This is a genomic window from Hymenobacter negativus (genome assembly GCF_017571495.1).
Lineage (GTDB): Bacteria > Bacteroidota > Bacteroidia > Cytophagales > Hymenobacteraceae > Hymenobacter > Hymenobacter negativus.
In genome coordinates this window covers 21,074-36,852 of record NZ_JAGETZ010000020.1, presented here as the reverse complement: position 1 = coordinate 36,852, position 15,779 = coordinate 21,074, and the positions used below count along the sequence as shown (strand labels likewise).

The following is a 15,779-nucleotide window of genomic DNA, read 5'->3' as shown; positions in this document are numbered from 1 at the left end:
GTTGGTTCGGAGAGGTGGGGACAGGGCTGGAAAGCGCTGCCCCGAGCCCCCGAAGCCGGCGGCTATGCTGCGCGCACGATGGCAGTATTGCTACTGAGCGATGGAATTATTGACCTATGCCCGGCTTCGGCCGTGGCTGATTGCCCTGCTGTTGCTGTCGGCGTTGCTGACGGGGCGGCTGGCCAGGGCCCAGGCGCCGCTTAACTACGCGGAGTATTTCGTGGACACCGACCCCGGCGTGGGGCTCGGTACCCGCGTTACGTTTCCCACCGCCGCCGCGGTGCAGGACCACACCTTCTCGCCCAACCTGACCGGCGTGGCCGCGGGCGTGCACACGCTTTATATGCGGGTGCACAGCCAGAGCGGGGCCACCGGCCGCTGGAGCCACACGTTCACCCGCACGTTTCTGCGGCTGAGCCCCGCGGCCAGCGGCGGAGTTCTGCCCAACGTGGTTCGGGCGGAATATTTTATCGATGCCGACCCGGGTGTAGGACAGGGCACAGCCCTGGCCGTGACGCCCGGCACCAGCGTGGACCAGACGTATATGCTGAATCTGGCCAGCGTACCAGCCGGCGTGCATTCCATCAACGTGCGCGTGCAGGACCAGAGCCGCCGCTGGAGCCACACTTTCGTGCGCAGCTTCCTCAAGCTCGGGGCTACCACCACTGGAGGGCCAGCCCCAAACCTAACGGCAGCGGAATACTTTATTGACTCAGACCCGGGCGTGGGCCGGGGCACGGCCCTGGCCGTAACGCCCGGCGCTAGCATCGACCAAACGTATCCGTTGGATTTCAGTGCGGTGAGCACGGGTGTGCACAGCATCAACTTGCGGGTGCGCGACGCCAACGGGCGTTGGAGCCACACGTTCATGCGCAGCTTCCTGAAGCTGGCTCCCGCGCCTGCCGGCGGTAACGTGCTGCCTAACCTGACGCGGGCCGAATATTTTATTGATGCCGACCCTGGTGTGGGCCAGGGTACGGCTCTGGCCGTGACACCCGGTAGCAGCATAGACCAAACGTATATGCTGGACTTATCCGGCGTGACGGCCGGCATCCATAACCTCACCACCCGGGTGCGGGACGCCAACGGGCGCTGGAGCCACAATTTCACGCGGCCCTTCCTGAAACTGGCCCCCACGGCTGCGCCCGGCGTGCGGCCGCTCATCACCAAAATCCGCTACCTCGTGACGCAGGGCACCACTGTGGTGCAAGGGCCGGACGAGTACGTGCTGCCCGCCGCCAGCCGCGCTGCCGATATCGACCAGACCTTCACGCCCCAGCTCTGCCTGACAGCCGCCGGCACCTATGTGATGAACGTGACGGCAGTAGATGCCCAGGGCCGCGCCGCCATCGAGTACAGCCGCTCGTTCACGGTGAATACGCCAACCAAGTTTCAGCCCATGCTGATGCCCACCGTGGCAGCCTGCACCGGCCAGACGGTGACACTTAGTTCGGCCGCGGCCGGCACGGGTGCCACCTACCTGTGGAGTACGGGCGCTACCACTCAGAGCATTACCGTAACCACACCCGGCAAATATTATATCAACGTAACCAGCGGGTCGGGCTGCGTGGGTTCGGATACTTCGCGGGTAACGTTCAACCCCGCGCCCGTGGTGGCCCTGGCCGATACCACGGCCGTGACCTGCGGCGGCAACAGCACCACGCTCAATGCGGGGGCCGGCTTTGCGTCCTACCTGTGGAATACGGGCGCCACTACCCAGACCATCGTGGTGAATACACCGGGGCGCTACCGCGTGACGGTGGGCACCGGCGCCGGCGGCTGCTCAGCCACCGACAGCACCGAGGTGCTCATGCCGAATGCCACCATTCAGCAGACCAGCCAGACCATTTGCGCGGGCCAGAGCCGGACGCTGAGTTTGGCGACACCCATCAACGGCACCGTTCGTTGGAGCACGGGCGCTACCACGGCCAGCATCACGGCGTCGCCCACGGCCACCACTACCTACACGGCCACCGTGCGCGTGGGCTCGTACAGCTGTTCGGCTTCGGTGACCTTGACGGTGGTGCCCAGCACCCTGACCGTGACTGGCCCGGCGGCTACCCAGTGCGCTGGACAGAGCAGTACGCTGGCCACGCCAGCCACGGCGGGCTATACCTACACCTGGAGCCCGGCCACCTACCTCTCGGCCACCACGGGCGCGAGCGTCACGGCCACCCCGCTCCAAACCACCACCTACACCGTGACCAGCACCAACGGCACCTGCACCAGTTCGGGGCAGGTAACGGTGACGGTGACACCTGCCCCACAGGCCCTGGCCAATCCCACATCGGTGGCGGCCGGCCAGGTTACCACCCTCAACGTGGCCAACCCGCAGCCCGGCACCACCTACGCCTGGAGCGGCCCGGGCCTGCAAAGCACGACCGGCACCACCGTATCGGCGTTGCCTACGGTGGTGGGTTCGGCGCAGTACACAGTGGTGGCCACGCTCACCGCTACCGGCTGCACTAGCTCGGGTCAGACAACGGTGACCGTAACTACCACGCCTTGTGCAGCTCCCACCAACTTGCTGGTGGGCAATATCACCCAGACGGCCGCCCAAGTGACTTTTACAGCTGCCAGCGGTGCCACCGGCTACACCCTGAGCTACACGCCCCAGGGCGGCAGCACCCAAAACCAGACCGTGGCGGGCTCGCCCGTGAACCTGGCCGGCCTGACGCCCGGCGTGACCTACAATGTGAGCCTGACCACCAATTGCGGCGGCCAAAGCTCGGCGGCCCAAACCACTTCTTTCGCCACGCTGGCCCCGCCGGTGGTTGCCCTGGGCGCGTTTTCGCCCGTGTGCATCTCGGTAGGAAGCTTCGCCCTGACGGGTGGCTCGCCGGCCGGGGGCACGTACTCCGGGCCCGGTGTGAGCGGGGGGCAGTTTAACCCGGCCACGGCCGGAGCCGGCAGCCACACCATCACCTACACGTACACCCTGAACGGCTGGACCGGCACTGCCACCCAGCCGCTGCAGGTGTTTGCCCTGCCCACGGTGACCCAGGCGGCTTTCCCGCTGGTGTGCCAGGGCGCGGCTGCTTTTGCCCTGACGGGCGGCTCGCCGGCCGGCGGTACCTACGCCGGCACCGGGGTGAGCGGTGGGCAGTTTAGCGCGGCTACGGCTGGGGTCGGTACTTTCGGCTTGAGCTACTCGTACACCGATGGCAACGGCTGCGCCAGCACGGCTTTCCGCAGCATCACGGTGCTGCCCACGCCGACGCTGGCCGCCACCGATACCCTCGTGTGCGCCGGCCAGCCGGTGACTCTGACGGTAAGCAACACCGGTGCGGGCGCTACTTATGCTTGGAGCACGGGTGCCACCACGGCCAGCATTGTGGTGAACCCCCTGGTCCGTACGGCCTACACCGTGACGGTGACCAACGCGGCCGGCTGCGCCTACACCCGGCGGCAGGTCATCAGCACCAACCCTTACAATACCGCCCCCGGCCTGGTGGGCCAGCTCCAGCCCGTAGATAACTCCAACGGCCTGAGCCTGCCCATCACCTTCTCTTGGAGCCCGGCCAGCGCCGCCACTACCTACGACCTGTACGTGTGGCCGGCCACCGGCAGCCAGTCGGCTACGGCCACCGTGGCCAACATCAATGCCCTGCAATACACCTACAACGGCGCGCTGCCCTACGGGGCGCAGTACCGCTGGCGGGTGGTAGCCCGCAACCCCTGCTTCAGTACGCCGGGGCCGGTGCTGGCTTTTGGCCTGCGCGACCTGCCCGACCTGCGGGTGAGCTTCATCCAGAATCCCGACACGGTGTATGCGGGCCAGACCATGCAGATGAGCTGGAACGTGACCAACACGGGTGCGGGCAGCACCCTGGCCCAGCAGTGGCAGGACCAGGTGTGGCTCAGTCAGGACTCGGTGTTCAACAGCAGCACCGCCGTGCAGGTGGGCACCTGGGGCAACACCAGCTTCCTGCAGCCGAACGCGACCTATATCACCAACGCCACTTTCCGGGTGCCGTACTCGCAGGCCGGCTACTACTACGTGTTTGTGCGCGCCAATACCGGCGCTTTGCTCGAAACGAACTATACCAACAACCGCTTCCGCTCCCCTAAGCGCACGCTGATGATAGTGCCGACCACGCCGGACTTCTCGCTGGAAAACTTCGTGTCGCCTCCCAATCCGTCGGTGGGCTATACCGATGTGACGATGCGCTACCGCGTGTACAACCGCGGCTCGGTGGCGGCCACCCAGGTGCGCTACGATGAGTTCTTCATCTCGCCCGACACCATTCAGAACATCAGCCAGAACACCGGGCGCGGGGCACTGGGACCGAATGCCATTTCGCTCGGCCGCCAGCGGGTGACCGATACGCTGCTCACCAACGGCTTCTACGCCCGCACCGTGAGCGTGCGCATTCCGCACACCGAGTACGGGACCCGCTATTTCTACGTGTACAGCGATACCGACAACAGCATTTTCGAGACGGCCAGCACCAACAACGTGAACCGCCCGGTGCCCGTCGACGTCATCCTGCGTCCCCCGGCCGACCTCCTGCCGATTCAGCTCACGGCCCCGGCCAACCTGATAGCCGGCACCAGCGCCAACATCGTTTGGGACGTGCGCAACAGCGGCCTCAACGCCCCGGTGGCCGAGGAGCGGTACTGGGCCGATAAGTTCTGGCTCAGCCCCACGGCTACCTTCAACCCGGCCACGGCCATTGCGGTGGGCACCACCAACATCTTCGGCGGCGATACGCTGGCTGTGGACCACCACTACCGCCGCAGCGTGGCCCTGGCCATCCCCAACGGCTTGTCGGGGGCTTATTATGTCTTCGGTCAGGCTGATTACGTGCAGGGCTCCACTCGTGGCAACGTGTTCGAATACACCCACGAAAACAACAACCTGCTCCGCTCGGGCCTGGTGAACATCTCGCTCGCCTACGCCGACCTGCAGCCGACCGCCTTCACCGGCCCGGCTACCCTCGACGCCTTCCAGACCTTCACGGTGAACTACACGGTGCGCAACAGCAGCACCGCCGTAGGCCCCGCCAATGGCACCTGGAGCGACGCCGTGTGGCTGGTATCGCCGGGCGGCAGCGCCAACGGCTGCCAGTTGCTGGGTCGCGTCAGCCATACCGGCCCGCTGGCGCCGGGGGCTTCGTACTCGGGCTCGATGCTACTCAGCATTCCGCGCTACGTGACGCCCGGCAACTACGAGGTGCTGCTGAAAACCGACGACGGCAATGCGGTGTACGAATACAACTTCGAGAACAACAACGAGCAGCGCTTTGCCCTGACCTATAACTATTCCGACGACCTGCGCCTGACGGCACTAAGCACGACTGGTACGGCCTACTCGGGTCAGACCATCGGCCTGAGCTTTGGCGTGGACAACCAGGGCGCTTTCCGCACCTTGGCCACGGGGTGGCGCGAAGAGTTCTACCTCTCGACCGATGCGACGCTGGACGCCGCCGACCTGCGCCTGACCACCGTCACCCACGACGGTGACCTGGCCGTGGGGAGCAGCTACAACGGCACCGCCACCGTGCGGCTGCCCCATGGCTTGCAGGGCAGCTACTTCGTGATTGGCAAGGCGGGCGTGCCCGATGGGCGCGGTTACTGTAGTGGGACGGCATCGAGCGTGCTCAACGACATGGACCCGGCCAACAACGTGCGTACCATGGCGCTGCCCATCCTGCTCACACCGCCCGCCGACCTGATTCCGACGGCCAGCACCCTGCCCACCGACGTGGTGGCCGGGCAGCAGGTTACCATCCCCTTCACCATCCAGAACCAGGGGGTAGGGGCTACGCTGGAAGGCAACTGGGACGACGGCATCTACCTGAATACCTCGCCCTCGGTGAACGGTTCGGTGCGCATTGGCACCTACCGCCACCCCGGTACGCTGGGCGCGGGCCAGAGCTACGCGGCCACGATTACTGCCACCATTCCGGCCTACATGTCGGGCAACTACTACGTGTTCCTGGTCACGGACATCTCCGGTTCCAACGGCTACAGCCCCAGTCAGCTGTGGGGCGGGGCCGTACAGTACGGCACCGTGTACGAGCACCAGCAGGAGCTCAACAACATCGTGCAGGGCAGCATCCTCATCCGGGTGCCGCAGCCGGCCGACCTTATCGTGACCAGCGTTACGGTGCCGGCCACCCGCCAACTGGGCGAAACCATGACGGTGCATTACCAGGTGAAAAACCAGGGCGTGAACCCCGCCGTGGGCCAGCTCAAGGATGGCCTCTACCTCAGTCAGGATGCCACCGTGGATGGGGCTGTAGACCAGCTTTTCGCCTCGCAAACCCGCAACATCACCATCGCCCCGAACCAAACGGTGAGCGGCGTGGTGCGCTCGCGCCTGCAGGGCCTACTGCCCGGCACCTACCACGGCCTGATGGCCACCAACCTCTTCAACGACATCTACGAAGGGGCAGTGAGCAGCCCGGCGGCCAACAACAACGTGACCGACGCGGCCAACCAGCTGGCCCTAGGCGTGAATATCCTGCCCCTGCGCATCCCCACCAGCTTCCCGCTGATGAAGGACTCGGTGGTGTACTACCGCGTGACGCCGGGTGCCAATAAGGACATGGTGCTCACGTTGACCAGCAACAAGTCGTTGGGGCAGAATGAAATGTACGTGGCCTACAACCGCGTGCCCACTGCCGCCGACTACGACTTCATCTACCTCAACCAGGTGAGCACGGCCCAGGAAATTCTGGTGCCCACCACCGGCCCGCTGCCCTACTACGTGCTGGTGAAAACGCCCTACCAGTACCCCAGCCTGCAAACGGCCACGCTGTATGCCGACACCCTGGGCTTTCAGGTGCGCAGCATTACGGCCAACCGGGTGGGCCGCGGCCGGGTTACCACCCAGGTGCTCGGGGCCGGCTTCCACCGCCTGCGCACGGGTGCCAATGGCTACCCCGCCACGCGCTTCTACCTCACCCAGGGCAACAGCCCGGCCATTCGGGCCGAAGCTCAGGTGCTCACGTTCCGCAACAGCACGGAGGTAACGCTCCGCTGGCGGCTCGATACCCTGAGCCTGGGCCAGTACCACGTGGTGGCCGACAACAACGGCACCCGCGTGCAGCTCACCAACGGCCTGACCGTGGAGGCGGCGCGTCCGCTCAACGTGGACTTTGCCACCATCATTCCGCAAACGGTGCGCGTGGGGACCAACGCCAACTGGACCTACTTCCTGCAGAATAATTCGAACGTGGACGTGCCGTACTGGGAGTTCCAGTACGAGCTGCCGCCGGGCCAAAGCCCGGTGATTACCCACACCCCGAACGTGCGCAAGAAGAGTGATTTCCACACCGGCGCGGCCAGTGCCACCCCCCGCAACCGCCTCGACGACGGTCTGACGGAAGTGCTGCCCTTCGTGGCGACCGACCTGCGGCCCGGCGAAATCATCCAGGTCAACCTGCGCCTCACGCCCACCCGCCTGGGGGGCCTGCCCGTGGTTTGGAACCAAGCGGCCCTCACGGAGGAATGGTACACCCGCCAGACCCTCGACCACATTGGCCGCTACCGGGCGGCGGTGCTGGCTTCGCCGGCCAGCTACCCGGCGGGCGTGGCCTCGCTGGCCGCCAACGCCCCGGCCTGGCAGGACAGCCTGCGGCGCTACTACGTGCATGCCGGGCTGCTGGACACGGCCGCCCTGCGCGCTGGCCGCCTGCGCACCGGCTACACGGCCACGTCGGCTTCCATCGCCATTCCGGGCGGGGTGTGCGGCACCTGGGGCGTAACCGAATGCGTGCGGCCCTTCCGCCCCAACCCCTTCGATGCCAACAGCTACCCGGCGGCGCTGGTGAACTGTGCCGACTCCATCGTATTCACTTACAAGGGCCGCGGGGCGAGCTGCACGCAGGTAGTGGGCTCCATCGACCCCAACCTGATTGCCGGCCCGGCCGGCTCGGGCCGCCGCAAGATGGTGGGCGCGCAGCAGCGCCTCAGCTACCAGGTGCAGTTCGAGAACGACCCGGTGCAGGCCACGGCTCCGGCGCAGGTAGTGCGCGTGACCGTGCCCCTGAGCACCGCCTTCGACGCCCAGCAGTTCCGCCTTGGCTCGTATGGCTGGGCCGACTATACTTTCCCGGTGCCGGCCAACGCCAGTTCGTATTCCACCCTGCTTGACATGCCCGACTCGCTCGGCTACGATGTGCGGGTGCTGGGCACCGTGGACGTGGTGGGCCGCCGCCTGCTGTGGCAGTTCGAAACCATTGACCCGGCTACCGGCGTGGCCCCGCTCGACCCCAACAAGGGCTTCCTGGCGCTGAACGACTCCACCGGCCGCGGTCAGGGCTTCGTGAACTACACCATCAAGGCCAGTCCCGCCGCCCTGACGGGCGACACGCTGGCGGCCCAGGCTACCATCGTGTTCGATACGAACCCACCACTGGCCACCAACCGCTGGAAGAACGTGCTCGATGCCGTGGCACCTACCTCGCAGCTGGCCGCGCTGCCGCCCACCACCAGCACCAGCTCCGTGGTGCTCAACTGGACTGCCCAGGATGATACTGGAGGCTCGGGCCTGCTTTCCTACGACCTCTACGCCAGCAAGGACGGCGGAGCTTTCGCGGCCGTGGCGCAGAATCTGCCCACAACCAGCTACAGCTTTGCCGGTGAGCCGGGCGCCCGCTACGATTTCTTCGTGCTGGCCCAGGATACCACCAGCAACCGCGAGGCCCTGAAAACAGTCGGCAATACCTACACGGTGCTTTCCGATACGACCCTGGTGGTGTATAACTTGCTGAAAAACCAGTGCCTGACCTCCCAGACGGTAGTAAGCAGCGGCCTGGGTACCTGGCAGCGCCTGTTGCTGAACGGGCAGACCGTGGCGGCCATCAACGACCAGGGCCACGCCCTTGGCAACGTGAAGGTAGAATTCTCGGTGATGAGCGGTACCATCCGGCAGGATGCCCGTGGCACCAAGTACCTGGACCGCAACTGGCACTTCATCGCCGACAGCAGCTTTACCGGGAAGTCCGTCCTAGTACGGTTCTACGGCCTGCCGGCTGAGTTCGACAAGCTCAAAGCCGCAGACCTAGCCAACGTGACGGCCTACAACAGCCTGCGCCTGACGCAGTACAGCGGCCCCAACGAGGATTGCAGCCTGGCCAACAATGCCACGGCCGTTTCCACGGTCCGACTCCTGACGCCGCAAACCACGACCCGCCTCGACCAGGACTGCTTCGTTGCGCAAGCCACCATCACCGACCACTTCTCGGAGTTCTACCTGCACGGCGGCAATCGTCCGCTGCCCGTGGAGCTCATGAGCTTTGCGGCGGTGCGCCGTGGTGCTGACGTGCTGGCCACCTGGACCACGGCTACGGAGAAGAACAGCGCCTACTTTGCCCTCGAAGCCACTGACTCGCCTCGCGGCGACGGCTTCCGGGAGCTAGGGCGGGTAGCAGCGGCCGGCAACAGCACGGCCCCGCGCAGCTATTCCTTCTCCGACCGCAACGTGCCCACCACCGGTGGCGTGCGCTACTACCGCCTGCGCCAGACCGATACCAACGGGGCCATCAGCTACAGCCCTGTGCAGGCCGTGCAACTCGCCAAGGAAGAGGCCACGCTCAGCCTGAGCGCCGTCCCGAACCCCTTCTTCCATGCTGAGCTGCAAGCTACCATCAGCGCCCCCGAAGCGGTTGATGCGGTGCTCCAGCTCTTGGATATGACGGGGCGCTCACTGCTCACCCACAAGCTGCACCTCACGGCCGGCCGCAATGCCATCGAGCTACCCGAGCTGGCCAGCCTGCCAGCCGGCGTGTACGTGCTCCGTGTGCGGGTAGGTACCGAAGTGCGCCAGGTCAAGCTACTGAAGCAATAGCTTTAGAATCTGAAGCAAACCAAAAAAGCCCTGGCAGATTGCCAGGGCTTTTTTTATGGTTGGTGTGCTGGGTGGGGAAGGCTTACACGCCTGTCATTTCGGGTACTTCGCCTTGCGGCACCACCAGCTTGCCGGCGGTGGCGGCCACAATCTGCTCCACGCTCACGCCGGGAGCCCGTTCGCGCAGTACGAAGCCGTCGGGGGTTACTTCCAGCACCGCCAGCTCGGTCACAATTTTTTTCACGCAGCGCAGGCCGGTGATGGGCAGCGTGCAGTCCGTCAGTAGCTTGGACGAGCCATCTTTGGCCACGTGCTGCATGGCCACGATGATGTTTTTGGCAGAAGCCACCAAGTCCATTGCGCCGCCCATGCCCTTCACCATCTTGCCCGGAATCTTCCAGTTAGCAATGTCGCCGCGCTCCGAAACCTCCATTGCGCCGAGAATAGTCAGGTCCACATGCTCGCCCCGAATCATGCCAAACGAGTCGGCGGAGGAGAAGATGCTGGAGCCGGGCAGCGTGGTCACGGTCTGCTTGCCCGCGTTGATGAGGTCGGGGTCGACCTGGTCTTCGGTAGGGAAGGGGCCCATGCCAAGCAATCCGTTTTCCGATTGCAGCTCCACGTTGATGCCGGCCGGGATGTAGTTGGCCACCAGCGTGGGAATGCCGATACCGAGGTTGACGTAGGAGCCGTCTTTCACTTCCTGCGCAATGCGCCGGGCGATGCCGTGTTTGTCTAGCATAAGGTTGTCTGGACCACGGATTCGACGGATTAGTCGGATTTCGCGGATTTTGTGGGTGGGAGGTTGGGTGAGACGTTGCGGTGGTTACTTGGTGCCTGTCGTGGCTGGTGCAGCTACGCCACTTGGTGCTTTTTGGTCGGGCACGAAGGATTGGTACACGGCTGCTTTGAACTTAGTGCCGAGGTCGTGGCTGGTGCCGCTGGGGAATTTCTGAGTATAAATCAGGGCCACCAGCTTTTCCTTGGGGTCGACCCAATACGTGGTGCCGAAGATGCCGCCCCACTCGTAGGAGCCGGGCGACAGGCCGGGCACGATGGCATTATCGGCCGAGGTGAGGCTAAAGCCCAGGCCAAACTTGTGGTCGCCCTGGTTGATGGTGCCAATCTGGTTCTGCGTCATCAGGGCCACGGTGGCGGGCTTGAGGATGCGCTGGCCGTTGAGGTTGCCATTGTTCAGTAACATCTGCAGGAAGGCTGCGTAGTCGTCAATGGTCGATGACAGGCCCGCGCCGCCCGAAAAGTACGTGCCCTTCGCCTTCGGATAGTCCGGGCTCATGTTGCCGATGGGCTGCATCGGCACTGTTTTCTGGGTGTTGTCTTCGGTATAAAGCTTAGCCAAGCGGGCCTGCTTGTCGGCGGGCAGGTAGAAGTAAGTGTCCTTCATGCCCAGCGGCTCAAAAATGCGGCGGCGCAGGTATTGGTCCAACGGCTGGCCCGAGAGGACCTCAATCAACCGGCCGAGTACATCCACGCTCAGCCCGTAGGTGAAGCGCTGGCCTGGCTCGTGCAGAAGCGGCAGCTTCGCCAGGTCGTCCATCGATTTCGCCAGCGTGCCGCTGGGCGTACCGATGCCGCTCGGAATCTTAGCCTTCGCATACATCATCACCGCATCTTTGCTTCCAATTGCCGGGTAGCTGATGCCCGAGGTGTGCGAAAGCAGTTGCCGGATGGTGACCGGACTCTTCGCCGGCACCATGGTATACACGGTGTCCTTCGGGTTGAGGTAGCCCAGCACCCAGGTCTTGGAGAAAGCCGGCAAGTATTTGGAAATCGGGTCGTCCAGCTGAAACTTGCCTTCATCGTACAGCATCATCACGCCCACGCTGGTAATGGCCTTGGTTTGGGAGGCAATGCGCACGATGGCATCGGTCTTGAGCGTCGTTTGGGCGGCCACGTCATCTAGGCCCACGGCCTTGCGGTAAATGACTTGGCCATCGCGCATCACCAGCCCAATGGCGCCGGGCACGCGGTTGGCGGCCGTGTACTCCTCCAGCAGCTTGTCGATGCGCTGAGCCTCTGCGGGGTCGACTACGGGTGGGGCCACCGATGCGGTAGTCGCTTTTGCAGCAGTCGCAGCTTTCGGGGCTGCTTTGCGCGGCGGTGCGGCAACCTGGGCGGTGGCACCGTAGCCGCTCAGCAGCAATAGCAGCACGAGGGAAGTCTTTTTCATAGCAGTCAAATTACGGAATTAGCGTCAGGGCTCGGAAAAGTAGTGGAAAGGCCAGAATGCTTGGAAAGGCGGCGTAGTTGAAACCATTGGACAATGCGCACCCCAACCAGCAGCGCTACTAGACTGGGAATGAGCAGCAACAGAACCCACGTATTGGCTTCCGAATAGGACGTCCGGGTGCGGGTGCCCAGGTTGACCATAAAATCGGTGCAGTACCAATAAGCAAAATGAACGAAGCGGGCGCTCCAATGCCATAGATTAGCCACGGCGCAATGTTTTAAGACGGCGAATAAGGACCATATTATACAAAGCCCCATAAGCCAGGCTCAACAACAGTAAGGGTATGAACACCAGATAGAAAGCAATGTTAGCTATTGCATAGTATTGCTTGCCACCCGCTGCCAGGCCCTGCACAGTGGCTTCGTAAAGCAACCGGAGCTTGAAGTATGCCGGACTGTTGGCAGGAGTAGCATGCGGACAGCCGTGGGCCTCACAATAGCGTGAGCAGCGGCCTGCCAGCAAGTGGCTGGTTGGGGCCGGACTAGTTTCGTTGATGTACACCCCAAAAGCTACCGGCAGCAGCGCCAACAGCAGCACCAATCCCAATAGTAGCAGGCGGATATGCAGCGCAACTCGCATGGCTCAGACCATTACTCGTCTTAAGAGGCTGCCCGTACCGTGCGCTGCTCGATGCGCTTCTCGTACTGCTCGCCCTGATAAATGCGCTGCACGAAAATGCCCGGCGTATGAATCTGGTTGGGGTCGAGTTCCCCGGCGGGCACCAGCTCCTCCACCTCGGCCACGGTGATTTTGCCGGCCGTGGCCATCATCGGGTTGAAGTTACGGGCCGTGCCTTTGTAAACAAGGTTGCCAGCCGTGTCGCCCTTCCAGGCTTTTACAAAGGCAAAATCGGCGTGTAGAGCCGTTTCAAGCAGGTACATCTTGCCGTTGAATTCGCGGCTTTCCTTGCCTTCACCTACTTCGGTGCCGTAGCCGGCGGGCGTGTAGAAGGCCGGGATGCCCGCGCCACCCGCCCGGCAGCGCTCGGCCAGGGTGCCCTGCGGAATCAGCTCCACTTCCAGCTCGCCGCTCAGCAGCTGGCGCTCAAACTCGGCATTCTCGCCCACGTAGCTGGAAATCATCTTCTTCACTTGCTTGGTTTGCAGCAGCAACCCAATGCCGAAGTCGTCGACGCCCGCGTTGTTCGAGATGCAGGTAAGGTTCTTCACGCCAAGGCGCAGAATTTCCTGAATAGAGTTTTCGGGGATGCCGCACAGGCCGAAGCCGCCAAGCATCAAGGTCATGCCATCGGCGAGGCCTTGGAGGGCAGCCTGGGCGTTGGGAACGGTTTTGTCTATCATTTGGGTGGGATGGGGCGGCGGGACTCCGCCGTTGGAGTCCGAAAATTACACAAAGAAGCGGGCTTAGCTGACGGTCCGAACTCGCAGAAAATTCGTGATGTCAGCCAAGCCCGCTTTCATTCTTGCCACCTGCTACTGGCGGGCCGGCGCTAAACCCGCTGCCCCAGGCGTGTAGTCGATGGGTAAAAACTCCCCAATCTTCTCGAAGCCCCAGTACTCCCCGTTGAACACGTCCAGCGGATTCAGCAACGTTCCATTGGCTTGAATAGCTGCCTCTTTGCCCTGAAGCTTCAGGCGCGAAACCTGCCGCGGGCCGGGCGGAATGGGCGTTTTGGGGTATCCCAGTGGCGACATCGGCCGCTTATACTGCGGGTCGGGCGCTTCGCCAAAGTGTGCCACCTGTAGTTCGCCCGTGAAGCGCAGGTAAACGCGCTTGCCAGTGGGCGATGCGCGGCGGATGCTGTCAATAGGCAACGGGTTTTGATTGAGCGATGCAATAACCGGGGCGATGCTTTCCCAGGTTTCAATAGAGTCCTGCTCGGCTGTGGTGAATTTGCCGTCGGGGTGCTGTGCCGTCAAGGCCTGACGCTGCTTATCGGCGCGCTCAAACTTGGGGTTTTGCGAGATGATAATCTGCTGGGTCATGAAGCCTTCTGCCTGCACCCGGTTGGCGTATACGCTACGCAAAAAGTGCATGAACGAGCCTTTGTAAGCCATCATGCGGTTGGCAGCCCACAGCTTGCGCTGCTTCTCATCGCGTGGCGTCATTTCCTCGAATACTGGCTGGCCGTAGTAGAAGATAGAGCCATCTTCCCTGTTATAAGAGAATTGCAGGCCGTAGTATTTCAGGCGGTAGCCCAGCGCGTCGTTGTCAATCTGCACAAATTCCTTGGCCCGGGCCGTCAGCTCCTTGGTCGAGTCGTCGTACATCACCCGCACGCTCTCAGGGTTGCTGATGTGGCACTTCTCCGAAAACGTGGTGCCGCCCAAAAACAGGTTGGTGAACTCCTTATACTCTTCCGGCTTGTTGGGCTCGGGCTTCACCACCACTTCGCCCAACTGGTTGCCAGTGGGGGCCAGCTGCAAATCCACCTGCTGCGCCTCGCGAGTCACGGTGATGTTTTTCTTCGCCAGACCATAACCCACGTACGAGCCCACAATGTCGTAGGTGCCGGCCGGCACTTTTGGAAATTCAAATTTCCCCTGCTCAGTGGTGGTAGCGCCCAGCGTGGTATTGGCCAGGAATACACTGGCAAAAGCCAGCGGCTCGTGCGTAATAGAATCCGTTACCACGCCAGTGATTTTGCCCTGCGCGTGGGCCGCGCTCAGCGTCCCCAAGAAAACACAGCTTATCAGCAATAATCGCAAGTAGTTCATCATGAATAAAATAGTTTAAACAGAAAGGCGGCTTACGCCAGCGCCTGACGCGTCGCCTGCTCATCCAACGCCAATTGGGCCGTCAGCGCATCCAGGCCATCGTATTTTTCTTCGCCTCGCAGCCAAGTCACAAACTCCAGGGTTAGCAGTTGTTCGTACAGGTCACCGCTAAAGTCGAGCAGGTTCACCTCAATGGTCTGGGCCAAATCCTTGCCAATTGTGGGCCGCACGCCAATGCTGAGCATGGCCCGATGCCGCGTACCCGCCGCCGTAATGGCCCACACCGCATAAATGCCCTGCGCTGGCACCAGTTTCAGCGGTTCATCAACCCGCAGATTTGCTGTGGGATAGCCGATGGTGCGGCCTAGCTTCTGGCCATGCTCTACCACGCCGGTTAGTGGGTAATGATACCCCAAATAACGGTTGGCCGTGGCTACATCGCCCTGCCGCAGCGCCTGCCTGATGCGAGTACTGCTCACGCCCACCGCGTCCACATCTTCCCGCGGAATTTCTTCCACCGTCAGCCCATAGCGGTCGGCGTTTTGGCTTAAATAGTCGAAGCCGCCTTCGCGGTTTTTGCCAAAGCGGTGGTCGTAGCCGATAACCAACTGCTTCGCACCCACCGTTTTCAACAACAAACTCTGAATATATTCCTCCGAAGTCCACTGCGCAAAATCCCGGGTAAAAGGTACAATGAGTAGATAATCCACGCCCAAGTCGGCTAGCTTGGCAATGCGCTCATCCAAGGTGTTGAGCAGCTGTAGTTCCAATAGTTCGGGGTGGGAGGGAGGCGGCCCCAGCACCAGCCGTGGGTGCGGCCAGTAGGTAATCACTACCGATGGCCCGCCACTGGCCCGCGCCACCTCGCGCAGCCGCGCCAGAATGCGCTGGTGCCCAACGTGGACGCCATCAAACGTGCCGCTGGTGACGACAGCATTGCCAAGAAACGGAAACTGAGCCGGGTCGCGGATGACGTGCATAGGGCGCCGGTGAAGCGAATAAAAGAGAAAATCAGCGCCGCGAAGGTAACGGGCACAGACCTGAAAATGCC

At 62.9% G+C, this 15,779-nt stretch carries 7 protein-coding genes; 1 reads left to right on the top strand and 6 read right to left on the bottom strand.

All coding sequences use genetic code 11. The annotated features are described in order from the left end of the window. The first annotated feature begins 100 nt into the window (after positions 1-100). The gene (locus J4E00_RS26995; protein ID WP_208178465.1) at positions 101-9,799 is read left to right on the top strand and encodes a CARDB domain-containing protein; all 9,699 of its coding nucleotides are present in this window, start codon (positions 101-103) and stop codon (positions 9,797-9,799) included. 82 nt (positions 9,800-9,881) lie between these two features. Here the strand turns inward: J4E00_RS26995 and J4E00_RS26990 are convergent, their stop codons facing one another. The 6 genes from J4E00_RS26990 to J4E00_RS26965 form a co-directional block, all read right to left on the bottom strand. Further along, positions 9,882-10,541 (bottom strand): 3-oxoacid CoA-transferase subunit B, encoded by a 660-nt coding sequence (locus tag J4E00_RS26990; RefSeq protein ID WP_208178464.1) that lies wholly within the window; start codon positions 10,539-10,541, stop codon positions 9,882-9,884. 84 nt (positions 10,542-10,625) lie between these two features. Further along, a complete protein-coding gene (locus J4E00_RS26985; protein ID WP_208178463.1) occupies positions 10,626-11,990 on the bottom strand; it encodes a serine hydrolase domain-containing protein in 1,365 nt (454 codons plus the stop codon). 258 nt (positions 11,991-12,248) lie between these two features. After that, the gene (locus J4E00_RS26980) at positions 12,249-12,629 is read right to left on the bottom strand and encodes a hypothetical protein (protein WP_208178462.1); all 381 of its coding nucleotides are present in this window, start codon (positions 12,627-12,629) and stop codon (positions 12,249-12,251) included. A 20-nt stretch (positions 12,630-12,649) separates the two neighbouring features. Next, positions 12,650-13,351, bottom strand: a complete 702-nt coding sequence (locus tag J4E00_RS26975; RefSeq protein WP_208178461.1) for a CoA transferase subunit A — start codon at positions 13,349-13,351, stop codon at positions 12,650-12,652. 132 nt (positions 13,352-13,483) lie between these two features. After that, positions 13,484-14,731 carry a carboxypeptidase-like regulatory domain-containing protein gene (locus tag J4E00_RS26970; RefSeq protein ID WP_208178460.1) on the bottom strand — a complete coding sequence of 416 codons (1,248 nt, stop codon included), beginning with the start codon at positions 14,729-14,731 and terminating at the stop codon, positions 13,484-13,486. 29 nt (positions 14,732-14,760) lie between these two features. Next, positions 14,761-15,708 carry a bifunctional riboflavin kinase/FAD synthetase gene (locus tag J4E00_RS26965; protein ID WP_208178459.1) on the bottom strand — a complete coding sequence of 316 codons (948 nt, stop codon included), beginning with the start codon at positions 15,706-15,708 and terminating at the stop codon, positions 14,761-14,763. Positions 15,709-15,779: the final 71 nt, after the last annotated feature.

What these genes read in the sequence shown, in the direction of transcription:
- J4E00_RS26995 (WP_208178465.1), top strand. Translation starts at nt 101, where the DNA reads ATGGAATTATTGACCTATGCCCGGCTTCGGCCGTGGCTGATTGCCCTG.
- J4E00_RS26990 (WP_208178464.1), bottom strand. Translation starts at nt 10,541, where the DNA reads ATGCTAGACAAACACGGCATCGCCCGGCGCATTGCGCAGGAAGTGAAA.
- J4E00_RS26985 (WP_208178463.1), bottom strand. Translation starts at nt 11,990, where the DNA reads ATGAAAAAGACTTCCCTCGTGCTGCTATTGCTGCTGAGCGGCTACGGT.
- J4E00_RS26980 (WP_208178462.1), bottom strand. Translation starts at nt 12,629, where the DNA reads ATGCGAGTTGCGCTGCATATCCGCCTGCTACTATTGGGATTGGTGCTG.
- J4E00_RS26975 (WP_208178461.1), bottom strand. Translation starts at nt 13,351, where the DNA reads ATGATAGACAAAACCGTTCCCAACGCCCAGGCTGCCCTCCAAGGCCTC.
- J4E00_RS26970 (WP_208178460.1), bottom strand. Translation starts at nt 14,731, where the DNA reads ATGATGAACTACTTGCGATTATTGCTGATAAGCTGTGTTTTCTTGGGG.
- J4E00_RS26965 (WP_208178459.1), bottom strand. Translation starts at nt 15,708, where the DNA reads ATGCACGTCATCCGCGACCCGGCTCAGTTTCCGTTTCTTGGCAATGCT.